The sequence below is a fragment of the Thalassomonas actiniarum genome (genome assembly GCF_000948975.2).
GTDB lineage: Bacteria > Pseudomonadota > Gammaproteobacteria > Enterobacterales > Alteromonadaceae > Thalassomonas > Thalassomonas actiniarum.
Map to the genome: position 1 here is coordinate 4788834 of NZ_CP059735.1, position 25271 is coordinate 4814104.

Genomic DNA, 25271 nt, shown 5'->3' on the forward strand with positions numbered 1-25271 from the left:
AAACAAAAACCGATATAAAACAAGCAATTATAAAGAAAAATAAACAACGGCAAAATCACAACATTTTCCCAACTTGTTCATGCTCAAAACGCCTGCTACCTTGAGCGCCCCATTCATTTTGACATCATTTTACAAGGTGTAATCACATGTAATTAACATTACATTTTCATTAATGTTAGGCTTCCCGCCATAAAACTATAGATTCAAGCTGTTAGGGACAATGGCAGTTTATACTCGTTGAGTATGCAGTAAATGCACGTTATCCCTGATGTTACTTTTTTATTTCTAGGATAACTATGCGTCAACTCTTTAGAAAAATGTTGCCCTGTTGTCTGTGTTTTCTGCCCACGGCTTTAGCCGCACAGGAACCGTTCAACTGGCAAGCACAAGACTATCAACCCCACCATGTCGATATTAACGGCGACGGCCTTCGGGATTTACTGCTGCAACCGTTAGCTGAAAACCAGCCGGGGCTTTTTTTCCCGGGAACAAAAAACTCAGGATTAAGTGACGAGCCAGCACCGATCCCGGCCCGCTTACCCGCATTAATCAACCAGCAGTCCTGGTTTGTTGGACAGACACAATTTGTCCCGGCAGATTTTAACGGCGATGGCCATGACGATGTTTTACTGGTATTGCCCCAAGCGCAGCAAATATGGGTGTACTCAGGCACAGACCAGGGCATAGACTTCTCCCTTGAACCGTCACTGCGTTATAGCGCAACCGAACTTCCCTGGCTGGCAAAAGAGCAGGATTTTGACTTTTATCCCGGCGACTTTAACGGTGACGGCAAGCAGGATTTATTGGCCTTGTCGCAGGATAAACACCAGCATTACCTGATGCACAGTGATGACAGCGGCCAGCTCGTTATCGCCCAGGAAATCGACAAAAACGTCAAATGGGGGAAAAAACGCAGTGAAAAGCTCATCATCCGCGATTTCAATCAGGACGGCAGAGATGATGTCTTTGCCCTGGCGAAAAAAAAGCACCAATCCCATTATCTGGTGTTGGCCAATGGGGCCGGGCACTTACAGCAAAGCCGTAAAATCAGTGACAAATTGCAGGGAAAAGACTGGAACAGCAATGACTTTAATGTCTGGGTTGGCAATGCCAATCATGACAATACCTTAGATATTATCCGCTTAAACAATATGCCCGGCGGCATAGACGAAAAAGGGGAGATACATTTATCTGCCGCAAATGAAGATACGGATGATATCGATAATATCTGTGATCAAATGTATTTTTCCGCCGAAGGGGGAACTGGCACAACCTGTGCGCCCTGGCAAGGGAGTGAAGCAGAAAAAGACGGCGTCCATGCAAAGGTCGAAGCCACGCCCGGCTTGCAGAGACTTACCGAGCCCGAACTGCCCTGCGGGATAGCTCCGGACCAGGGGCATTGCACCCCTCCGCCAACCCCCACCTCGGCACCTGTTGTCAACGGTACCTATTGGCCTATTGGCAGCAGAATCACCGTTACTTTTCCTTCTTTACGCAGCGGCCAGTATTACCAGGTATATGTCAGTAATGATAACCGCAGTTACGACTTTGCCGGCGCCCTTTACTCCGGGCGGACAAAAGCAATTACCCTAAGAAGCACACACGGCTATCAATATATAAAATATGATGCCTGTTTTGAAGCGGATATTTGCAGCGGTTTAAGCCCTTGGCAAAAGGTACATGCCTATGACTCCCCTTATCGAGCCAGCCCTTCGGCTTCGCCGACAACTATTGCCAGGGGAAATAGCGCAACCATTTCCTGGCCAACCACAAGCCGTATTATCTGGACGGGGGGTTATTATGAGCGAAAATATAAAACCCCCACAGGCGCTGTGATTTCGCAATCCACCATGAACCACGTCAGCGGCAGCAGCACCACCAGAGCAACCACCCCGTCACTGACGACGGCGGGCACTTACACTTTTTATGTCCGCGCCTGTAATCCGCAATTGCCTTGCGGCGACTGGGGCACGACAACGGTTACCGTCGAGAATAAAAAGCCGGTGGTCAGCCCGTCAAGCCCCTCGAATAACGCCAGTTACCCGTCCAATCAAAGTATCAGCGCCTCCGCCAGTGCCAGCGACAGCGACGGCAGCGTGACCCAGGTGGAATTTAAACTCGACTCCGGCAGCTGGCAGGTTGACAGCAGCAGCCCGTACAGTAAAAATTTCGGCAGGCTTAGCGTCGGCAGCCATACCATTTATTACCGCGCCAAAGATAATGACGGCGGCTATAGTACCAGTCCCTATCCGAGCAGGACTTTTACGATACAAAACATTAAACCGGTTGTCAGTCCGTTAACGCCCTCGGATAACGCCAGCTACCTCAGCACGCAAAGCATCAGTGCCAGCGCCAGTGCAAGCGACAGCGACGGTAGCATCGCCCAGGTGGAATTTAAACTCGACTCCGGCAGCTGGCAGGCCGACAGCAGCAGTCCTTACAGCAAAAACTTCGGTCCCCTCAGTGCTGGCAGCCATACCATCGCCTATCGTGCTAAGGATAACCTTGGCGGTTACTCTACAACGGCGTACCGTAATATTACCGTAACAGCTAACCAAAAGCCGACCGTCAGGGCGCTAAGTCCCTCAAATAATGCCAGTTACCTGACCAGCCAAAATGTCATTGCTACTGCCAGTGCCAGCGACAGCGACGGCAGCATAGCCCAGGTAGAATTTAAGCTTAATGCCGGCAGCTGGCAGGTCGACAACAGCAGTCCTTACAGTCGAAATTTTGGTACTTTATCTGCCGGTAACCACACCATTTATTATCGCACCCAAGACAATGACGGGACGTATTCATCCACCGACGACATCAATATCACCGTCAGCGCACCAACTAACAAGCTTCCGGTTATTGGCGGCACACCTGCCAATACCGCAACGCCGGGGGAAGCTTACCAGTTCACACCAACGGCAAGCGATGGCGATAACGACAACTTAACTTTCAGCATTGGCAACCAACCGGCCTGGTTAAGCTTTACTGCCTCAACCGGCACATTAAGCGGCACACCGACGGACGGCAATATCGGTACTTTCAGCAATATCAGTATTTCCGTCAGTGACGGCAAGTCCAGGGCCTATTTGCCCCCCTTTAGTATTGACGTGAAAGCGGCAAAAGCATCCCCCGCCGTTATTTTCATCCACACCGACAACTTAGGCTCCCCCGTCGCCGAAACCGATGAACAGGGGAATGTACTGTGATGAAAACACTAACCACAAACAACAGCCGGGCATTATCCGTACAGGACACTGCCTCGCTCCATAAAGACAATTTACAGCCAATACCAAGTAAGCAGATGAGACAAAAAAAACAAACAAGCGCCCATGCCCCAACCCGGGAGCCTCATGGACAACACAGGAAAATAACATGGCTCGGCCAGCTGACTTATGCGTTTTTGCTGGCGCTGCCCGTTCACAGCCAGGCGGCCACGGTCGATATGGCGACCGTCATTGAAAACGTCACCATTGACCGGCCTGTAGCTGAAACATTGCCGGTTGTCCCGCAGAACACCGGGCTTTTACCGCCGCTCACCGAGCTTCTGCCGCCCGTAGTCTTCGATCCGACAGATTCAGAAGAAGCAGAGCAGCCGACGGAAAACAGCGGTGGCGTTGAGCGCACCGGCCAGGCCATCAGCACCCTTGAACGCCTTAAAATCGATTTCGAGGTCACCCCGGAAACCAGCGACCTGATTGGCGAGCAGATCAACCTAAGCACCGGGGCGTTGAGTTTTTCCCAAACCGACCTGGTACTGCCCGGCAACGGCCCGGAGATCCGCATTGCCCGCCAGATGGGCGGCGCACAAATGCACTTTGCCTCGCCGAGAGAGTTCGGCAGCTGGAGCCTGGATTTACCCCATATCAGCACCACCATGGCCAAAGAGCAAAATGCCGACCAATACCCCAGTGGCTGGGCACAGGGAGATGCCTGCACCAGTTTCTTAACGCCGGGCACGGCTAATGGCGTAGCAAAGGCACATATGGGGCCCGATGACTATTGGGGCGGAGAAACCATCCAAATTCCCGGTAAAGGCAGCACTGCTATTTTAGAGAAAAGAGAAGACGACGGCTCCCACTACCGGGTGACCGCCAACAACTGGAAAATAGACTGCATCACGCCCAGCGACAACCCCAACGGTTACGAGGGGTTTAAAGTCACCACCCCCGATGGTACCCGGTACTATTTTGAGCAGCTGCGCATTATTCCGGCAAAGTTTGTCGGTAAGGCTCAATTTAACTTAACACCGCCGTCGTCAAACCTGACAGCGCCAATCTCCAAACTCGACCCGATGACGGGAGAATGTACTAAAAATTGCAGTTATTTCATTACCGCCAATACCTATATGCTGGTGAGCCGCATTGAAGATAAACACGGCAACTGGCTGGCCTTTGACTATAACAGCAACGCCTTATTGACCAAAATCAGCGCCAGCGACAGCCGGGAAGTCAATTTGGGTTATGATGGCGGCACAGTGATCAAAACTATCAGTGCCAATAACCGCAGCTGGCGCTATGACTATACCGACAGGCGTTTAAGCAAAGTCACCCGCCCGGACAATAAGAGCTGGCTAATAAGCGACAGCCTGCTGACCGGGATGACGCCGGAGCGCTATAGCGAAAGCTATTCAGATACGCTCAGCATGTGTGGCGCCATTATCTACGATCCAGGCCCCCATGTGGAAATTACCCACCCGGACGGGGCCAAGGGGCAATACTGGCTCACCCAGGTCGGCCATGGCCGCACCGAAGTGCCCAAACATATTATCGGGGAAGAGCAGGTTAACCCGGATAAGAACTCATATCTCTATGCCCGTTGCTATAACGTGATCGCCCTGAATAAGAAAACCCTGACCATCCCGGGCGCCGCCACCTCAACCTGGGATTATAACTATTCTGCCCATTTTGGCGCGTTTGAAGGGGAAACCAAACCCGGTTTTACCACGGCCCCTTTCTCTCTGCCTGCTGGCGTAGATGCCGGTGATATCAAATGGACCAGTGTCAAAGCCCCGGATAACTCCAGCACCATACATTATTTCAGCCGCCGCTATGACTGGCTGGAAAATGCCCCGTTGGCCACCAGCTATTACGAGACCAATGGCTCCACCCTGCTCAAGCGGGTATTACCCGAGTTTGAAAAAGGCCCCTGCGTCGGCTCCAACCAAATGCACCAGCCCAACCGTGAAGCAACCGAATGTGTCAGACACAAGGTAAAAGAGCGCCAGCAAATCTTTGCCGCCGATGCCGATAACGGGGCACAGGAGACCACCACCTATCAGACCTTATACCAGGCATTTAACGACTACTACCAGGCAGAAAAAACCGTCAGCTTTATCGGCGACTCGCTTGAAGCAGCCAGCCGGGTACAGTATCGCAAACAAGGCTTTATGCACGATACCACGCGCTGGCTCATCAACCAGCCGACCACCACGGCACTGAGCAGCGACGACAGCAGCTACACCACGGTCAGTGAAATTGAGTACTACCCCAACAGCCATGCCAGCTATGCCTTGCTGCCCAAATATGAAAAATCCTTCGGCACCTGGCAAAAGTACTACTCGGCCTATCACAGCGACGGCAATATCAAAAAAATCGAATACAACCGGGCATTAACCAGTGGCAGCGGCAACCGCTACCAAAGCTTTAGCAACTACAAACGCGGCCAGGCGCAAACCATTACCCTGCCCGCCCCCTATAGCAGCAGTACTATCTCAGTATCGCGCACCGTCGACGATAACGGCTGGGTCACCCAAACCAAAGACTTTGAAGGCAACACCACCCACTATGGCTACGATAAGTTAGGGCGCATTGCCTATATCGACCCGGTAGACACAGCCTGGGCTGACACCCTGCTGAGCTGGAGCTATAGCGGCGGCCTGAGTAATAACCAGCCGGTGCGCACGGTCAAACGCTGTACCTTAAATGCCGGCAAAACCGCCTGTAGCGACAATGCCAGGCTGACCACAACCACCACCTATGACGCCTTATTCCGTCCGACCCGGGTGCAAACCAGTGACGGCAGCACTACGATTTACCAAAACAGCAGCTACAACATCTACAACAAGCCGACGTTCCAGTCGTTCCCGTCTACTGCCACAATCAGCAGCGCCGGTACCCGCTTTACCTATGACGGCCTGCAGCGCCAGCTAACACAAACCATCACCGACGGCGGCACAGTCACCACTAACTACCTCGCCGATAACAAGCAGCGGGTCACCGACGGGCGCGGCAACGCTACCACCACAACTTACCTGGCCTATGGCGAACCGGCCTATCAGCAGCCGCTGACCATCACCTCGCCGGAAAATGTCACCACGACTTTAGCGGTCAACCTGTTCGGCAATGTTACCGCCATTACCCAGGCCGGTAAAAACAGCGCGCTTGATATCAGCCAAACAGAATACCGTGCCTACGACAGCCGCCAGCGTTTATGCCAGATTAAACGTGATGATGTCGGCACCACCGTCATGAGCTTAAATGACAGCGGTGAAATTCTGTGGCAGGCACAGGGCCAAACGGCCACCGGCAATACCAGCTGTAACACCAGCGCCGATGCCAAAGATAAAGTCAGCTTTGCTTATGACAACCACGGCAACCAGCGCACCCTCAGCTACGGCGACGGCACGGCCACACGCACCTATACCGTCAACAACAACGGCGATATTAAAACCATTACCGGCGGCGGTTTCCGCCAGGAGTATAGCTATAACAGCCAGCGCCTGCTCGATAAGGAAAGCCTGACCCTCGACGGCAAAACCTTTACCCTGGCCTATGGTTATGATGCCTTAGGCAGCCTCAGCCGCCTTGAATACCCCGGCAACGCACTGGCGGTAGACTTTGCTCCCAACGGTTTTGGCCAGGCGACACAAGCCACTTGGACCCAGGCGGATGATACCGTGTATAACTTTGTTAAACCCGGGGCAAGCTACTACCCGGGCGGCAGCATCAACAGTTTTACCTACGGTAACGGCATCATCCATAAAACCACCCTCAACAGCCGCCAGCTGCCGTCACAAATCCGTGATTACCTGGGCTCAACCAGCAAGGTTAGCCTGAGCTACGGTTACGACAATAACAACAACATCACCCACATCACCAACGGTGTTGACAGCAATTTCAGCCTGACAAGCCTCAGTTACGATGGCCAGGACCGGTTAACCGCCACCACAGGCAATGTCGCCGGTATCGGCAGCAGCACCTTAAGCTATGACGGCCTGGGTAATATCCGCAGCTACAGCAACACCAGTATACTCAACCCGTCGAGCCTGAGTTATGGCTATAACAGCAAGATGCGGTTAAGCAGTGTTACCGGCAGCGGCAGCGAAGGTTATGATTTTGGTAAAGACGGCAGCTATGACAGCCGAGGTAATGTTACCGACAACGGCAAACGCAGTTTTGACTACAACCTGGCCGGGCAAATGACACGCTCAGCCAAGGATAACAGCAGCAACGATTATCTATACGACGGTTACAACCGCCGCATCAAAACCAGCGACAGCAAAGGCACCAGCTACAGCTTGTACAGCCAATCGGGCCGTTTGCTTTACCGGGAAACCGATAAGGGCGGCATTAACTATATCTTCCTGGGGGATAAGCTGGTGGCCAAGCAAGGCACCGGTGTAGTGACCAAAAGTGATGACGCCGACTATAACAGCGTGATGAACTTTAAGCCTTTTGGGGAAACGATAGAAACTGCCAATGACGAGGTCAGTTATACCGGGCATAAATTTGATACTGACCTGGGGCTGAGTTATATGCAGGCACGATACTATGATCCAGTTATAGGTCGTTTTTACTCGAATGATCCGGTTGGGTTTACGGGTGAAGTTGATACCTTCAACCGATATTCTTACGTAGCAAATAATCCTTATAAATATATCGATCCTGATGGTGAAGCGAAAAGCCGAGGTGGCGGCGTAGGTCGTAGTATGAGGGGGGCTGCTACATCTGCTTGTGCCAAAAGCTGTGGAGCCATGAAATATTATATGGGTCCCCAAGCTCAAGCAGCTTATATGGCTCGGAAGAACGCTACTCTGAAAGCCAACAGAATCAAAGGTAAAGAGGGCGAAGCCAAAACTAGAGAAAAATTAGGTGACGACTCTGCTGGTGAACAAGTATCATTCAGAAATAGCGAAGGTAAAATAGCGAGAATTGATTTTGCTAAAAAAGACGGAACGCTAGTTGAGACTAAAACAGGGAATGCCCAACTTAGTAAAAATCAAAAACAACTTCAAAATGACATAGCAAGTGGTACAGAAGTGACACCTGTGGGAGACAGAGCTGCTAAAGCTGGTTTTAAACCTGGTGCTCCAGTGAAAATAGATAAAATGGAAATTGACAGACATGTGGATTAGTAGGTATTGAAATGGTTGATAAAACATTTGTAAGAACTGTTGAAGATAGTTGTGATAAGGCTCTTTGTGCATTAGGAGCTAAGCGGCCACGTCGTGGGACCCGATTTTTTGAAATCAACAAAGATATTTTATGTTGGATTGGCTTGAATCAAGGGCGCCATGATGATTTCATCAGAATAAATCCGTTCATTGGCGTACATGTTATACCTGTGATGAACTTAGAGGCAAAATTTGATGGTGCTAAATATAAAAAAGGTGATTATGCAACATTTTCACTGCATTTAGGTGAGCTCTGCCCAGACGTTGATGCGTTTAAATTTTATGAAGATACAGATATTGAGGCGGAAACCGCGAGGTTAGCTCAAACAATACAAAAGTTTGGGGTGCCGTATGCTGAACAATATTCTACGATTGAAAGTACTCTTCCTATTTTGAAACCTTTGATTCCTAAGCTTGGTGGTTACCCCGAGCGATATGCCTTATCGCTTTATCTGTCAGGCAAAGAGGATGAAGCCAAGCAATTCATTTCTGATTGTAAAGCTAGGTATAAAGCGGAAGAAAGTGAAGGTGTTCAGAGCCGATTTGAAAAATTCTCAAACTTGTTTTTAAATGAAATGAAATGAAATCTAACTAATCCCTTTGCTGAAATAAAAGGGATACTCTGAATTATTGTTTCAATCATGCCTCGTTTCTACGGGGCATTTTTATGCGTAATTACTTATCTGAAAGGAAACAAAGGGTAGGAAACAAAGGGGACATCCCTAAATTGGAAACAAAGGGGACATCCCTAAATTAGATTGAATAAATGCCTCGTTTTTACGAGGCATTTTTTTACGTGTTTGGCTATCTGAAAATGAGCAATTTCACCAGCAACCCAAGCAGACTATTGCAACCCAAACAGAAAGAACAGAAAGGGACACCCCTATATTTGATTTAAGGAAAAGCGCGGTCTAGGCTTTAATTCAGGTGGAATTAACGCTGAGCTTAAAGCCATGACCCGAGCCCGTAAAGAGCAAGTTTCTTTAGACGAAACGCCCTACTACCACTGCATTTGCCGATGTGTTCGTAGGGCGTATTTGTGTGGTGAGGATAATAGTACCGGACAGAACTTTGACCACAGAAAACAATGGCTGGTAAATCGGATTACCCGGCTGGCCTCAGTATTTGCTATTGATATTTGCGCCTATGCCATCATGAGCAACCACTATCATTTGGTGCTTAGAGTAAACCAACACCAGGCTCAGCAATGGGATAATCGAGAAGTGGCGCTACGTTGGATGCAGCTCTTTAAAGGGCATCCGCTGGTCGATAGGTATTTATCAGATATTAAAACCACCCAAGCGGAAAAGGATAAGGCGCTTGAGCTGATTGAAAAATGGCGTAATCGATTATTTGAATTGGGTTGGTTTATGCGCTGTTTAAATGAACATATCGCAGTTCAGGCCAATAAAGAAGATAACTGTAAAGGGCGTTTCTGGGAGGGACGTTTTAAGTCTCAAGCCTTACTTGATGATACTGCTTTGCTCGCCTGTATGGCTTATGTGGATTTAAATCCTGTGCGGGCAGCAATTGCTGAGACTCCGGAAACCTCAGATTTCACCAGTATCCAACAACGAATAAAAGCGCTGGTTGGTGTTAAAAAAGCTCAGCAATTACAACCCGATAAAATACTTTCTTTTACCGGCTATAAACCTCACGGTAAGCCGAGCCCGGGGTTACCCTTTAAACTCTTTGATTATTTTAACCTGGTGGAATGGACCGGGCGTTGTGTCCGGGAAGGTAAACGCGGCTTTATCCCGCCCGATGTCAAGCCTATGTTTAAGCGGCTCAATATCAATGAAGATGACTGGTTAAAGGTAGTAAAAGACTTTAACCGCCACTTTATTCATGCTGCCGGCAGCCCGTTAAAAATGAGAGCTTGGGCGGAAAAAAATCGACGTAAGTGGTGCTGTACACATATGTCATTACAGCTTTATGCAAGATAATTCCGTCCCCACAGCTGCATTTCTTTGCTTTGTTCAAGCTGTTGTTTCTTACGTACAGCCTTCTATACAGTACTTGCAAACACGCAAAAGATTAAATACCGACACCGCCGGATTTATGCTGTGTTTTGTACTATTAATTAAGGACCTCGCAATAAGCCACTACACCCAAGGAGGTCATTTACCAGCGAAGAAATTAAGCAGATAAACCAAGCGCTATCCCCGAGTGCTCACAACACCCGGAGACAGCTAACCAAAACGAACTTAAAAGGAGTCCGTCATGGCTGAATATCATCATACGCCAGAGCTTTGCCCAGCAAAAGCAAAATATCCCCGCTATCGCCAGTTCACCGTACTGGAAACCACCTGCGAGTCGGCAGCGAAAACCCGCGGCCTGGGCATTAACTATGTCCCGGTAAACCTTGAACCTTGCATTGTACTGCGGGGAAAATGGCTCCGCCAAGCCGGTTTCCCTATCGGGCAAAAGGTAAGTGTCGTGATAAATCCGGGAGAAATTCTTATTACACGTAAATAGGTTTGTTAAAGCCAGTTACTGTATCAACAAGTAAATAAACTGCTGTACCTGCAAGCTGGTACAGCGGTTTTATCGGTTTTTGTCCTCCTGGAGACAGAAACGACAGAAAGGGACATTCCTAAATTTCACTAACCACTACCTATGACTATTTATTCCGCCCGACCCGGGGGCAAACAATCACCGACGGCGGCAACGCCACCACCACAACTTACCTGGCCTATGGCGAACCGGCCTATCAGCAGCCGCTGACCATTACGTCGCCGGAAAATGTCACCACGACTTTAGCGGTGAACCTGTTCGGCAATGTTACCGCCATTACCCAGGCCGGTAAAAACGGCGCGCTTGATATCAGCCAAACAGAATACCGTGCCTACGACAGCCGCCAGCGTTTATGCCAGATTAAACGTGATGATGTCGGCACCACCGTCATGAGCTTAAATGATGTTGGTGAAATTCTGTGGCAGGCACAAGGCCAAACCGCCACCGGCAATACCAGCTGTAACACCAGCGCCGATGCCAAAGATAAAGTCAGCTTTGCTTATGACAACCACGGCAACCAGCGCAGCCTCAGCTACGGCGACGGCACGGCCACACGCACCTATACCGTCAACAACAACGGCGATATTAAAACCATTACCGGCGGCGGTTTCCGCCAGGAGTATAGCTATAACAGCCAGCGCCTGCTCGATAAGGAAAGCCTGACCCTCGACGGCAAAACCTTTACCCTGGCCTATGGTTATGATGCCTTAGGCAGCCTCAGCCGCCTTGAATACCCCGGTAACGCACTGGCGGTAGACTTTGCTCCCAACGGTTTTGGCCAGGCGACACAAGCCACCTGGACCCAGGCGGATGATACCGTGTATAACTTTGTTAAACCCGGGGCAAGCTACTACCCGGGCGGCAGCATCAACAGTTTTACCTACGGCAACGGCGTTAATCATAAAACCACCCTCAACAGCCGCCAGCTGCCGTCACAAATCCGTGATTACCTGGGCTCAACCAGCAAGGTCAGCCTGAGTTATGGTTATGACAATAACAACAACATTACCCACATCACCAACGGTGTTGACAGCAATTTCAGCCTGACAAGCCTCAGTTACGATGGCCAGGACCGGTTAACCGCCACCACAGGCAATGTCGCCGGTATCGGCAGCAGCACCTTAAGCTATGACGGCCTGGGTAATATCCGCAGCTACAGCAACACCAGTATACTCAACCCGTCGAGCCTGAGTTATGGCTATAACAGCAAGATGCGGTTAAGCAGTGTTACCGGCAGCGGCAGCGATGGTTATGACTTTAGTAAAGACGGCAGCTATGACAGCCGAGGTAATGTTACCGATAACGGCAAACGCAGTTTTGACTACAACCTTGCCGGGCAGATGACACGCTCAACCAAGGATAACAGCAGTAACAACTACCTGTACGACGGCCACAACCGCCGCATTAAAACCAGCGACAGCAAAGGTACCAGCTACAACCTGTACAGCCAATCGGGCCGTTTACTCTACCGGGAAACCGACAAGGGCGGCATTAACTATATCTTCCTGGGAGATAAGCTGGTGGCCAAGCAAGGCACCGGTGTAGTGACCAAAAGTGATGACGCCGATTATAACAGCGTGATGAACTTTAAGCCGTTTGGGGAGACAATAGAAGCCGCCAATGATGAGGTGGGGTATACCGGGCATAAGTTTGATACCGACCTGGGGCTTAGTTATATGCAGGCACGATACTATGATCCAGTTATCGGTCGTTTTTATTCGAATGATCCGGTTGGGTTTACTGGTGACGTTGATACGTTTAATAGGTATTCTTATGTAGCTAATAATCCTTATAAGTATACTGATCCTGATGGAGAGGCTAAAAAGGGAAATGCAGGTCGTGGGCTTCAGGGAGCAGCTAAGTCAGCATGTAAAAATGGTTGTGGAGTGGCGAAATACTATTTGGCTCCAGAAGATCAAGCTGAGTACATGTCGAATAGGAACAAATCTAGAGCGAAACGAAGAGCAGCCAGAAAAGCACAAAGAGATAAGAAAAATCCAAGAGTTTCAGTTTCTCAGCCAGGTAAGAATGTTCAAGGAAGCCAACATGGTGAACCTAATTTACGAGGGCAAGAAAAAACGGGTATGGACGGTAAAACAGGTATAGGTATTCAAGATGGATCGAAGGATTCTAGCAATGGTCCTGATCATCCAGCAGCAATAGACGTGGGTAATTTGAAAACCGGTGAACAGCCAGGAAAAAATGGGCAACCTCGCATCCAAAATGAACACAAAACCAAAGCAGAAATAGAATGACAAATATCTTAAAGAAATCGATAATTTATAGAGAACTAAAGAAATCAAACATTAGTGGTAGAAATCTTGAAAAATCAACATTTGATTATGTCGATTGTGAACTGTCCGAGAAGCTGCCAAAAGATTGCTTTAGTTTAGTAGACTACGAATGTACTCAAAACTATCGTTTTAGTTTGATGCATGATGTTCATTCTAGTTTCTCGAATGTTTATCTAGGTAACACACCGCTTTGTACTTATGAATTTAACGAAATGGACGAATTTCTTAAACGACTATTTGAACCTTCTCTAGATCAGGTAATTTGGATTATATCTGAATATCCTAAAAAAATTCCCTCGGTCATTACAACAATTAGAACCTTTATGGATAACAAAGAATTATTCATGAAATTAATGGAGGATGACTTCTTAATTGTAAACGAAGGAGGACATCTTGTGATGGGAATAAATAGCGAGAGTCGCAATTTGACGGAGACAGTTACAATCAAAACAATCAAAAAGGGGCACTCCTAAATTAGATTGAATAAAATGCCTCGTTTTTTAACGGGGCTTTTTCTATCTCACGTTTGAATTCAAAATAAATAACAACAAGATACGATTATTGATAAATTTAAGGTGTCCCCTTTAGCACTCTCAAATAGGCCTCATGGAAAAGAACCGCACGGCCATGTTGGTCCAGTGAACCATATTCCTGTAGTTAATGTTTCGGAGCGAATTGAATCTAGCAAATTAAATGAATAGGTGTTTAATTATGTATGAAAAACTATTGAAATTCTGGAAAATGACCTCGAAGGAGCTTAATATCGAGATTGATATAGGTCATTCATTAGTATTAAGTTCAGGCACACAGATTGAGTCACTATTTTTAGTCAAAAATTTTGGTGCTGAAAAAGGAATGCTTATACTACCTAAAGGCTTAGATATTGTTTCATACCAAGATGAAATCAATCAACTGGGGTACGGTTATTCATTTTTAAGTGAACCATTTGATAATGAAGAGTATTCGGTTGAAGATTATGCTGAACTACTCGATGACTGGGGGTGGAGTGGAGATCCTGCTCTCAAACCATTTGAGTTTGAAAGCTAGCTAAAACGAACAAAACGAGACACCACTAAAAACTGACAAAACATGACCCCCCTAAATTAGATTAAATAAAATGCCTCGTTTTTTAACGGAGCTTTTTTCTTTTCCATGTTCAAATTCAATATAATTCTGAATAAATTTAGGGGGTCTCCGTTAGCACCAAAAGCCCAGAGGTTCATATTCCATTACAAGACTTTATATTTAATTAGGAAATTTATATGAATACAGAATTATGGAAACAACATGTTGTTGAAATATTAACAAATATAGCTGATGAAAACTTCCAGAAAAAAATCTGGTTTTCAGATACTCTATATTGTTCAACTCCTGGTGAATTGTATTGTATTCTTTTTGATGACTATTCTATTGAGCTATTTATTGATGATAATGACGTCAATTTAAACGCTAATCAAAAAGCTAATGGAAAGATATTGATTAACCTAATGGATGAATTCTCTGAAGAGTGCGGTGATAACATGACAGCTGAAAATACGATTAATAACTTAAAATGGAAAGCGATAAGAAAACAAGCTGAAAGGTTTTTACATACATTGAATCAACCAAATTGATAGTAAAAAGTATAATGGGACACCTCTAAATTCTGTAATAAAAGCCTCGTTTTTTAATGGTGCTTTTTTTCTATCCCGTATTTAAATTCAATATAAATGACACCAAGGTATAATTCTGAATAAATTGAGGAATGAATCTTTGAATCACGGTCGAAGCCTGTGTAATCCCCATATGTCACTGCATTTATACGCCGGGTAATGTGCCCTTTAAATCATTCACTCTACTTTTAACACAAGCGAAAAAGCGCTGATACATACGCCCCTCCCCTCTCAAAAAAGCGCATCACAACCTTTTCCCAACCTTTCACAACTATTTCACAATAAGAAAAAACCAACAATAAAACAAACGGTTAACGAGCAAGGTAAACAACTAAAAAATCACAACCTTTTCCCAACTTGTTAAGCAAACTAATAGCGGGTAACTTCTTTCCCGGCAAAAGAATCTGACGGCTTAACCTGATGCCCGAAGTATTTTACTCTGGTTGCCACCGGCTAAATCAGCAGCATGTAATTTGATGCAATTTATGCTGCCTTAGCCATGCATTTAACACTAAATGCAAACGGATTACGGAAATAACATTACCGTCCCGAACCGCTGGAATTCAAGCAGCGGGAAACATATTGCCCTTTCATGTATTAATGTTTCCTTATCCGCGGTTCGGCTTTTTTCACTTTATACATTGTTCAAATATCCATATCATTAAAACCACTCCCTAAGCCGTGTTTATTAATAACATTAAAACCATTACAATAAAGCCAAAGGTAATATTAATTTCAAATTAAGTAACATTTCTCCAACATAAAAAGCAGTAGTTGTCGAATAAGTAATGGAAAACACTAAGCTCATCAAGCTCAACCAATGGATACTGGATCCTGTTGAAAACCACCTCATTAAAGAAGACAACACCCGTATTCCACTCGAAGCCAAGTATGTGCTGCTATTAGAGTTTCTAGCAGAAAACCAAAATACCGTTATCAGCCGTGAGCAACTGATGCAGACCGTATGGAACAATCGCTATGTAGAATACAGAACGATTAATGCCGCCATATCCAGGTTACGTAAAACCCTGGGCGGCGAACGGGATGATTTTATTAAAACCCACCTGAAACGCGGCTATTCATTAGCCTGCCAGGTGGAATATCTCGACAAGACTGACGTCACAACAGCTGATATCACTCAAACAGCCAACAGCAAAGAACAACCAAGCAAGGTAAAACAGGAAAAACAACCTGATAGCCCATCAACAAAGCCCTCTGACGAAAAAGCGGCAGAGACTTTTAAAAAAGAAATTAACGCCTTTTCTATAGAGAATAATGAGGTAAAGACCAAAACAGCCGAAGGACTGAACGATACACTGTCGCATTTAACAAATGATATTGCCCCGCAAATAACTACAGCCACTACAACAAAAAACTACGTTCCGATTAAACCGTTATACAAGTTCTATTTCCTAATTACCGCTTTAGCGATAACAATAATTTTGTGGCAAGTTATCCAGCCACATGTGCTATCACAACAGGTACTGACCAAAGACGACATTTCAATTGAACCGCTAACTTATAGCAAAGGCTGGGAAGTCTCGCCAACATTGTCCCCGGATAAGTCCTTACTGGCTTATATCCATCAAAGTGACAATGCCAGCAATTACAACGTGATTATTCAAAACCTTGAAAACAAGGAAACCATCACCTTAGAAGCAGAAAATAAAACATTTGCGCCTTACTGGTCGCCACAGGACAATCAACTATTTTATATGTCACTGGAAAATAACCAGTGCAACATAAAAAAACGGAAGATTGAACTTACACTGGCCTTATCCCCGGCAGAGTTAATCACCCAGTGTGGGCCACTCTTTGATCCTATGCTCTTGCAAAAAATAGCTGTCAGCTCAGATCTCAACTGGCTTTACTATTCATCACAAAAAACAGAACTCTCACCGAGTGTATTATATCGCTACCACCTGAAGAATCATTATACCGAAGCCCTCACCGCCCCCCAGGGAAAATATACCGGAGATAGCGGCCTGGTATTAAGCCCCGACAACACCCAGCTGGCATTCAAACGTTATTATGACGACCATTCAGAGTCGGTAATGTTATTAGACCTTAACAATGGCGACACCAGCTCTTTGATTAAAAGCCCCTCTTTAGAAAACTCCATTACCTGGAGCCTCTCAGGCAGCCATGTGCTTTACCTGAACGACGTAGAAAAAACGCTAAAAGCCATAGATATAAACACAGGTAATATCAAGCCTTTATACCAATACTCTACCTTTGCAGACCACCCTTTAATGCTTTCAGAAAAAGAAATACTGTTATCATTTGAATACCGCCATACTGTAGACGTAGAACGTATCAACTTAAATAATAAAAAGCTAACCCCAGAAAAACTAATCACCTCTGACTTTAATACCCATTCTGCCGCCATCTATAACCTGGATACTAAAGAGCGGATTGCTTTTGTTTCCAATCGTACCGGTAAAAACCAAATTTGGTTGAAAGAAGGCAGTAACTTACAGCAATTAACTTTTTTTGAGGGCGTCACCCGTATTTACGAGCCAAGCTTTTCGGCTAACGGCGAAAATATCTTGTTTACAATGAACGACAAGTTATACGCCTTAAATATCACCAGCAAGCTGGTAACCACAATAACTCTTCCAGTTGAAGTGGCAAAAAACTTTACCTGGAAATGCCATTCAAATAACCAAATTTTAATCACAGCCCTGAAAAATGGTATCTGGCATCTATACCAGGTTAATATTAATACGCAGGAAGCAAAGTTATTAACAACGGGAATTTCATCTATCCAGGGACAGTGCAATAATGCCCAACAACAAAGTCATTATTACGGCACCACACCCGCCATCAAGGGTATTTTCCGATTAACAGAGAACTGGAAAATAAATACAACATATCATTACTTTCCAGAGAGCGTGTTGGATTACAACCAAGAATGGGGCGTCACCTCTTCAGCCATATACCACATTAACCTTGATGGCCAACTGTTTCAGGCTAACTTTGCCACAGGAGAAATTCAAGAACTTGATATTCCCGGTATAAACGCCTGGTTTATGACCATACATGAAGATAATTTACTGCTTAATAATATGGAGTTGGCCGATACTTATATCGGTAAGTTAACCATTCCAGACTTAGCTGACAGACTAAAGAACTAAACCGGGATTCTCGCCACAGATTCAAATTTAACTCAAACCTTTATGCCTGTGCTGCTAAAACATAACTGATAACAGAGCTTAGTTTGCCAACTAAACCGTAGATAGTTAAGCAGAGAAAAGTATTATCCATTAGTTTTACGTTTCCTTATCCATAATAGGGTTCCTTAAGCCTTGGTCAGCAACCAAATATCAAACATGAAATCTCACTAACGCTATGTTTATTAATAACAATAAAACGACTACAATGGCGGTGAAAGTTAGAAGCCCTTTTCAATGAAACGCAATTTATCCTAGACAATAAAGCAGTAGTCACCGTAAGAAGTAATGGAAAATACTAAACTCATTAAGCTCAACCAATGGATACTAGATCCTGTCGAAAATCACCTGATTAAAGATGATAACACCTGTATTCCTCTGGAAGCTAAGCATGTACTTTTGTTGGTATTTTTAGCTGAAACACCTAACAACATCATCAGCCGTGAGCAACTGATGCAAACAGTATGGAAAAACCGCTGCGTAGAACAAAAAACCATTAATGCTGCCATATCCAGGTTACGTAAAATTCTCGGCGGCGATCGGGATGACTTTATTAAAACTCACCTTAAGCGTGGCTATTCATTAGCCTGCAAGGTGGAATATTTGGATAGAGATGATTTACTACTAGTAGATTCCTTATCTGCCAAAAACACCAGAGGCAAAAAAGAGCATAGCGAAATAGCTAAGTCAAAAGGAAAAGCAGATAATGCTTCACCCCATACGGCACCAGATGTAAAAAAAAGAGTGTCCGCCACAGAGAATAAAACCAATGGTCAGACCAAAAAACGGTTTTCAACCAAGCCCTTTTATAAACTTTATTCACTCATAGCTACATTGTTACTGGCTTTTGTACTATGGCAACTAGTTAAGCCGATAAAGCCATCATCACAAATATTGACCAAGCATGATGCTCCCGATGAGCCATTGACTTACTTACAAGGTAGGGAGTCTTCACCGGTATTATCCTCTAATAAAACCCTGCTGGCCTTTACTCATAGACCTGACAACAGCCCTTACTCCAGACTTGTCATTCAAAATATCGAAACAAAAGAGCATAGTACGATAAAGCATGACAAAAAAGTCGTGAGTCCTTATTGGTCGCCATCAGGTGATGAGTTATTTTATATTTCAGTGGAACAGGATAACTGCACAGTAAAAAAAGTAAGGGTTAGTCAAAGTTTAAGAATATCTCCCCCTATTACTGTGACTCAATGTAGCCCTTATCTACCACATTTGTCATCTACAGGTATCGCCATCGACTCAGACTTAAACTGGCTTTATTATACTGCTAAAGATGCAGATAAGCCCCAAGGTGTAATTAAGCGCTATCACTTAAAAAAACATAACAGTGAAGTAGTAACGGCCCCTCAGGGAAAATACCAAGGAGATGCAAGCCTTCGATTAAGCCCTGATAACTCAAAGCTGGCATATAAACGTTATTATGATGATCACTCTGAATCAATTATGATATTAGATCTTAATAGCGGCGAGACTAAATCACTGATTAATAACTCATCATTATCTAATAGCATCGGCTGGACTATAACGGGCTCCCATGTGTTATATATTGATAAAAAAGAAGAAATACTCAATAGCATAAATATCTCCACAGGTGATATTACAGCTTTGTATCAGTTTGATACCAATGCAACACACCCTCTGATGCACTCTGTTACCGAAGTATTATTTACTTTAGGAGAGTCTTCGACAACAAATATAAACTATTTAAATCTGGGAAAAGAAAAACAGGTTGCATCCCCCCTAATCACCTCTAGCTTTAAAGATCATTCAGCCGCTTTTTATAACGCCAAAAATACTAAACGAGTTGCTTTTGCTTCTAACCGCTCAGGAAACGAGCAAATTTGGCTAAAGGAAGCTGATCAATTTCAGCAATTAACCCACTATGAAGACAAAGCATACATTTATGAATTACATTTTTCAGCGAATGGTGAAATTATCTTATTCATCAGAAATGACAAATTATATGCGCTAAACACTAATACCAAACAAATAAAAGCCATTCCCCATCCAAACAAGACCGTAAAAAACATCGACTGGTTATGTCATTCTAATGACAATATTCTTACCACAGTGTTAGAGGATGGTAGCTGGCACCTCTACCAGCTAAATATTTATACTCAGAAAACTAAAAAGCTAGCAAACGGGATCACATCAATACATAGCCAATGTGCGAATAACGACAGTAAATATTATGCCTCTACCACCGGCAGTAAAGGCATTTATCAGCTAACAGACAACTGGAAAATTAATGACACCTATCATTATTTTCCTGGTGTGGATCTGGATTACAACCTGGATTGGGCTATCGGCGATGATGCTGTTTACCGAATAACTCGTGACAGAAGAGAAGTCTTTAAAGTAGATTTTGCCACTGGACAAAACGAAAAAGTAGATATAGGAGACACTAATACCCTGTTCATCACAATACATTACAACAATTTGCTAATGAATGACTTTGCGCCAGTCGACACCTATATTGGAAAAATCACTATTCCTGACTTACAAAACAGACTTAGCAACTAATAACAGAATTTAAATTGCCGTACGTACCAGAGCGCAGATATTAAAGCACCGGGCCCCTCCAACGTGAAGTTGCCCCTTATATTTATTAATCATTTCTTATTGCCGAGCGATTATTACTCCTCATTATACTAACCAGCCAGAAATTGTAATTCTTTGTTTATGAGCAGGATTATTCAACACTCGTACACTGTGGTACATAGGGTGATCTATTTTTAATAAAACCAGGCTATTAAACTCTGGTTGCAATGACTTTTTATAGAACTTTATACGCTTAGGATATAACTCTAATTGTCCACCATATTTATGCTGCCACCCTTTAGACAATTGATAAATGAAAGCATATTTTCCTGCTCCTTTATCACTATGGTAATTAATAAACTGCCCTTTCATAAATAAAGCCAAAAATGTATCCGTAACCTCTCCATCTAAAGCTAATGGTTCATTCACTTTCTGCTGTAACAACTGGCAGAAAGTTCTGTGAATATCACCACTACCGTGAGCCTTCTCATGTTTATTACCAGTTCGATAAAAAGAAAAAGAAAATTGCCGACGCTGTAAAGCTTTCACAGCCTGTTGATGCCTTCTTTTATCTACTGTAGATGAAGTTAGAATGTCCTTAATACTCATCAAAGGACGATACGGAGTTGTTAATAAGTCCCAAGTTTTATGGTGCTTCGCAGCAAGTATTTTTTTACGAAATGACAAAGCTTGCGCTTCCGGTAAAAAATTCTTTATTTGCACATAACCATTTTTATTTAACTGCTTTTCCCAATGCATAAACATTTACTGCCTGTTATTAATATTCACCAAAGATAATACTCGAAAATGAATATTTCCTTTATAATTAAAACGCGTTAAAAATTTGTTAGCGCTTACTATTATACTTATAAAAAGTTTACCTAAAGGGAACATTATGTCTGCTTTAATTGAAGAAAAAATTATCAGTAATGATATTAAACTGGTCTACGACTTAACTAAAAAACCCAATCGTACAAACCTTAAGCCAAAAGACGACCGTGCTGTAATCGCTAAAATGCGTTTGGATTTAGTTTTACCCGAAAACGATATATTAACGGTTGATGTAGACTTTGATACGACCAGTGGATATCACGGAAATGCCATGATATTGACAGATGATTTTGGTGTGGAAATGGTTGCTACCGCTTTCGAAGTAAAATATGGTCAGGAGGAAGCAGATAAATTACGTCATGCCTGGGCTAATAAACAACAACCAGATGATCCTCGTAAACCCAGCTATATTTTAGTGCAACAACCTGAAATAAAAGGTGAAGTACCAAGAGTCTTTGGTACTTGTGGAGGAAAACGACACCCGCCGGCAATAGCTCCAAGTAATATTCTGTCAACTGAGCTTTAGCTCAATTATATAGAGGTGCGACAAGGAAAAATACTTGTCGCTTAAAAGCCCCACGATAATCTACAAGTTTTTTTCATATATTTCATATTCTCCATACAATATACTTGTACTGAACAAAAACGAACTAATCATCGACTTTATATTTTTAAATCGCTAACATAATAATATTATTGGTGTTATAGGGAAAAACGCTTCTCTTGCTGTACAAATGGAAAAAACATGCTGAAAATTTCCTATTCCCATTTCTTATACCAGAAATTACTCTCAGTTTATAAACTGTTAATTTTCCCGCAATATAGGGGGAAAATGATGTCATCGTTCTACAGTTTACTTGCTCTATACCTTCTGCCTTTTATAAGTCTGAGTAGTTCAGCTAAAAGCGTACCCGAATTGGAATATTTAGCCAGTGTAAATGCTATAACGCAAGATGAAATGGGATATATCTGGTTAGCAAACAATCAAGGCCTGACACGATTCGATGGTAAAAATATCATAACATTTTCCAGTAACAATAATCATTGGCCTTTACCATTTAGCCATCCTCACGATATGTCTTCTGTTGGTAATAAAATATTAATATCAACAGAAAATAATAGACTATGGGAATTTGATCCAAAAAACGGCTCTGCATCAGCAATAGGTATAAACACAGATAATTCAAGCATTTATAATGCAGTCGAGTTTCAGGGGAACTACTACGCTTTTAGCAAGTCGCCCGATCATTTATACCGTTACGACCCGAAAAATCAGCAAACCATAAAACTGCAGGAAAATATACAGCTAAGTCAACTGGTACGCACTAATAATAAACTGTACTTCTCCAGTAACAATGCTTTATTTGAAATAACACCAAACAAGATAAGTAAAATATTAACTTTAGATATCACATCTATATCGACAGCTGGTAATAGTTTAATCGTTGCCACTGCAAATAAGCTTTACTACTTTTCTGATAGCGGACAAACAAAGAGTATTGATATTGATGAAAAAGTTTATGCCATAACTCCTGAAAACAATAGAGTAGATGGCGCAGGCGATAATTTTTATACTATTGATACTAAAGGAAAAACAAGGAAGTACCATACCAGTTCTCTAACAGAGTTAACTCATAAATATTCCGATACGAAACCACAACATACTCGTGCCATGTTACAAGATAACTCTGGCGGTTTATGGTTATTAACAAACCTCGGGCTTCAGCTAATTACTGAAAAGAAAATGGTAAATCACCCATTACATTTTGATATTTATTACAACAATTTTTCTCTTCAAAAAATCAAGGGGGAGCTAATTATTGGCACTTACGGCCAAGGTCTTCATCCCTTTACTGAAGGTGTAACTTCAAGCCCTACAAATGATGAACCAGTATTAACGAGTGAGGTCAATCAACACTTTAGCAAGCGAGGTAAAATTATTTATTCCACGCTCTCCGTTGGAGATGATTTATATATCGCCACCTTTGATGGCTTGTGGCTTTACCAGAGCCAAAACAAAGAACTAAAACGAATTGATATTCCCGATGATATTTTAATTTTTTTGGATATGACCTTAAAGGGTAATTTACTCTATATCGGCACTAATAGTAATGGCTTACTAATTTTTGATGTGGTTCAACAAAAACTATTACTACATTTAGGTAAAGGAAGTGGTCTAAGTTCATTAGAAGTCAACGGAATCTTACCGCTTGATAATGGTGAAATTTGGATTACTACAGCTGTTGGCTTGGATATCTATAACCACAAAGCGAAAACTTTAAGAAAAGTATCAATTCCAGCCTCCAGTAAGATAGGCACTCTAGTGCTAGCTGATAATAAAATTTTTGTAGCTACCATGGGTAGCGGCATTTTTGTTTTTAACCGTCAAGGAGAGTTAATATCCAGGTTTGCTTCAGGTATAACCTTTTATTACCTAAAAGTCATTAATGGAGAAATTTGGGCTCCCGCCGATCCTGGTTTATATCGTATCAACCCCACTGATTACCAAATTACTATGGTACCGGACACAGAGTTACTGTCTTTTACCGATTCTCCTCTGCAAGTTGATCATAAGCTTTATATACCTCATTCCCGAGGAATTTTAGAATTACCGCTAATTGATGAAAAAACCTTTAATGCCAAAGTTTATATCAGCAAAACTACTGTTTCCGGGAATAGCTCCATCATCAACAAAACCATCAATGTCGATAGCCCTAACGATGTTATCACTCTGGAATTAGCCAGCCTGGATTATCGTCCGGGGCAGGAGAAACAGTATAAATACCGTATAAATAACGGTAGCTGGAATGAGGTCTATGGCCACCAATTAACTTTAACCGGCCTGGGTTCAGGATTGTACGATATTGAAATTATGGGTACCAACAGCTTCGGCCAGTGGAGCAGCTATAAAGCCTACACCACTATCAATGTCGCCTACCCCTGGTACTGGAGCATGACCATGAGAATTGTTTATGCCCTAATATTTTTAATCGTCATCACCAAGCTGTTCTGGCTACTATTCATGCGCGCCAAATCCATCACCAAAATCCACCGCATTTTAAACGCCGACATGAAAAACCGTGGCAAAGCCGCCCTCAATGTCAGCCGTAACCTCGCCTATGTGCTGGAGTTATTAAACCAAACCGATGAGAGCCGCCTGGAAAAATCCAGAAGCATCATACAACAAAGCATTGATGAGCTAAAAAGCAACACCAATGCCAAACAGCCCGACGGCCTTTACGGCAACTCCCTGGAAGTCGCCCTGCCGTTTTTCAGCGACTACCTGCAGCAGAAATATCATATCAACCTGAGCAATACCATAGAGTTAAATGACATTTCACTCGCCTACGAAATGCAATCAGATATTTATAAAATCATTTATGAGTCAATCACTTCCGCCATACTCAACGGCAACGGCCGCAACTTCACCATGGCGCTAAAGGAAGTAAAAAGAAAGGTCTGGATCAATATCAGCGACGACGGCAACAGCTTTTTAAACTTCAACAACAACATAAATTTCAATATGGCCATGTATTACACCCGTAAAATCGCCAAAAAGTATAATGCCTCGGTCCATATCTTTAATAAGCAAGACAAAGGCAGCCAGCTGGCGATTAGCATACCGTTAATGGACATCACTTAATTAACATTTGGCTAAGCTGAGCAAAAACAACACATTGCCCTCCCCCGCCTCAGCTAACCACCGCCCCCTTGCGTATCGCAGCTTGCCTTGCCCCGCCTCGATACAGGCCCCGCCAGCGCTGGCAAAATCAATAAAGTTATAATTAATAGCCAAGAGAATGCGCTCTATGCTGGCTTCGCCGAATAAGAAAGAGTAAAATATCGCTCCATTTAA

Annotated in this window: 14 protein-coding genes and 1 pseudogene; 14 read left to right on the forward strand and 1 reads right to left on the reverse strand. The window is 43.9% G+C overall.

Features of this window, described 5'->3' with window-relative positions; translation table 11 throughout:
- The first annotated feature begins 296 nt into the window (after positions 1 to 296).
- From SG35_RS20915 to SG35_RS20965, 12 genes and pseudogenes are all read left to right on the forward strand, one after another.
- Positions 297 to 3200 (forward strand): Ig-like domain-containing protein, encoded by a 2904-nt coding sequence (locus tag SG35_RS20915; RefSeq protein WP_274055199.1) that lies wholly within the window; start codon positions 297 to 299, stop codon positions 3198 to 3200.
- Complete coding sequence (locus SG35_RS20920; RefSeq protein WP_274055478.1) at positions 3200 to 8347, forward strand: RHS repeat domain-containing protein; 5148 nt, start codon at positions 3200 to 3202, stop codon at positions 8345 to 8347. Before SG35_RS20915 ends, SG35_RS20920 begins: the two co-directional genes overlap by 1 nt.
- Positions 8348 to 8358: 11 nt before the next feature.
- The gene (locus SG35_RS20925) at positions 8359 to 8970 is read left to right on the forward strand and encodes a hypothetical protein (RefSeq protein ID WP_044830553.1); all 612 of its coding nucleotides are present in this window, start codon (positions 8359 to 8361) and stop codon (positions 8968 to 8970) included.
- A gap of 369 nt (positions 8971 to 9339) precedes the next feature.
- Positions 9340 to 10332 (forward strand): transposase, encoded by a 993-nt coding sequence (locus SG35_RS20930; RefSeq protein ID WP_053042739.1) that lies wholly within the window; start codon positions 9340 to 9342, stop codon positions 10330 to 10332.
- Between the two features lie 277 nt (positions 10333 to 10609).
- Positions 10610 to 10864, forward strand: coding sequence for a SymE family type I addiction module toxin (locus SG35_RS20935; RefSeq protein WP_044830551.1), 255 nt, complete (start codon positions 10610 to 10612; stop codon positions 10862 to 10864).
- Between the two features lie 287 nt (positions 10865 to 11151).
- Positions 11152 to 13158, forward strand: coding sequence for an RHS repeat-associated core domain-containing protein (locus SG35_RS20940; RefSeq protein WP_274055200.1), 2007 nt, complete (start codon positions 11152 to 11154; stop codon positions 13156 to 13158).
- Complete coding sequence (locus tag SG35_RS20945; protein WP_044831228.1) at positions 13155 to 13670, forward strand: hypothetical protein; 516 nt, start codon at positions 13155 to 13157, stop codon at positions 13668 to 13670. Before SG35_RS20940 ends, SG35_RS20945 begins: the two co-directional genes overlap by 4 nt.
- Positions 13671 to 13908: 238 nt before the next feature.
- Positions 13909 to 14244, forward strand: coding sequence for a hypothetical protein (locus tag SG35_RS20950; RefSeq protein WP_044831229.1), 336 nt, complete (start codon positions 13909 to 13911; stop codon positions 14242 to 14244).
- Positions 14245 to 14459: 215 nt separating this feature from the next.
- Positions 14460 to 14810: a hypothetical protein gene (locus SG35_RS20955; protein ID WP_044831230.1), complete on the forward strand. Its 351-nt coding sequence runs from the start codon at positions 14460 to 14462 to the stop codon at positions 14808 to 14810.
- A gap of 827 nt (positions 14811 to 15637) precedes the next feature.
- Positions 15638 to 15922 (forward strand): annotated as a pseudogene (locus tag SG35_RS32135) (winged helix-turn-helix domain-containing protein); the annotation flags it as partial.
- A gap of 21 nt (positions 15923 to 15943) precedes the next feature.
- Positions 15944 to 17986 (forward strand): TolB family protein, encoded by a 2043-nt coding sequence (locus SG35_RS20960; protein ID WP_236702523.1) that lies wholly within the window; start codon positions 15944 to 15946, stop codon positions 17984 to 17986.
- A gap of 324 nt (positions 17987 to 18310) precedes the next feature.
- Positions 18311 to 20566, forward strand: a complete 2256-nt coding sequence (locus tag SG35_RS20965; protein ID WP_044831232.1) for a winged helix-turn-helix domain-containing protein — start codon at positions 18311 to 18313, stop codon at positions 20564 to 20566.
- 123 nt (positions 20567 to 20689) lie between these two features.
- Here the strand turns inward: SG35_RS20965 and SG35_RS20970 are convergent, their stop codons facing one another.
- Positions 20690 to 21343, reverse strand: coding sequence for a 2OG-Fe(II) oxygenase (locus SG35_RS20970; protein WP_160298230.1), 654 nt, complete (start codon positions 21341 to 21343; stop codon positions 20690 to 20692).
- 136 nt (positions 21344 to 21479) lie between these two features.
- Here SG35_RS20970 and SG35_RS20975 point away from each other — a divergent pair, with 136 nt between their 5' ends.
- Positions 21480 to 21941, forward strand: a complete 462-nt coding sequence (locus tag SG35_RS20975) for a hypothetical protein (protein ID WP_044831234.1) — start codon at positions 21480 to 21482, stop codon at positions 21939 to 21941.
- A gap of 306 nt (positions 21942 to 22247) precedes the next feature.
- Complete coding sequence (locus SG35_RS20980; RefSeq protein ID WP_152646493.1) at positions 22248 to 25058, forward strand: ligand-binding sensor domain-containing protein; 2811 nt, start codon at positions 22248 to 22250, stop codon at positions 25056 to 25058.
- Positions 25059 to 25271: the final 213 nt, after the last annotated feature.

Coding starts and splice junctions, on each gene's coding strand:
- SG35_RS20920 (WP_274055478.1), top strand. CDS start 3,200: ATGAAAACACTAACCACAAACAACAGCCGGGCATTATCCGTACAGGAC.
- SG35_RS20925 (WP_044830553.1), top strand. CDS start 8,359: ATGGTTGATAAAACATTTGTAAGAACTGTTGAAGATAGTTGTGATAAG.
- SG35_RS20935 (WP_044830551.1), top strand. CDS start 10,610: ATGGCTGAATATCATCATACGCCAGAGCTTTGCCCAGCAAAAGCAAAA.
- SG35_RS20955 (WP_044831230.1), top strand. CDS start 14,460: ATGAATACAGAATTATGGAAACAACATGTTGTTGAAATATTAACAAAT.
- SG35_RS20980 (WP_152646493.1), top strand. CDS start 22,248: ATGATGTCATCGTTCTACAGTTTACTTGCTCTATACCTTCTGCCTTTT.
- SG35_RS20965 (WP_044831232.1), top strand. CDS start 18,311: ATGGAAAATACTAAACTCATTAAGCTCAACCAATGGATACTAGATCCT.
- SG35_RS20970 (WP_160298230.1), bottom strand. CDS start 21,343: ATGCATTGGGAAAAGCAGTTAAATAAAAATGGTTATGTGCAAATAAAG.
- SG35_RS20915 (WP_274055199.1), top strand. CDS start 297: ATGCGTCAACTCTTTAGAAAAATGTTGCCCTGTTGTCTGTGTTTTCTG.
- SG35_RS20930 (WP_053042739.1), top strand. CDS start 9,340: ATGACCCGAGCCCGTAAAGAGCAAGTTTCTTTAGACGAAACGCCCTAC.
- SG35_RS20950 (WP_044831229.1), top strand. CDS start 13,909: ATGTATGAAAAACTATTGAAATTCTGGAAAATGACCTCGAAGGAGCTT.
- SG35_RS20945 (WP_044831228.1), top strand. CDS start 13,155: ATGACAAATATCTTAAAGAAATCGATAATTTATAGAGAACTAAAGAAA.
- SG35_RS20975 (WP_044831234.1), top strand. CDS start 21,480: ATGTCTGCTTTAATTGAAGAAAAAATTATCAGTAATGATATTAAACTG.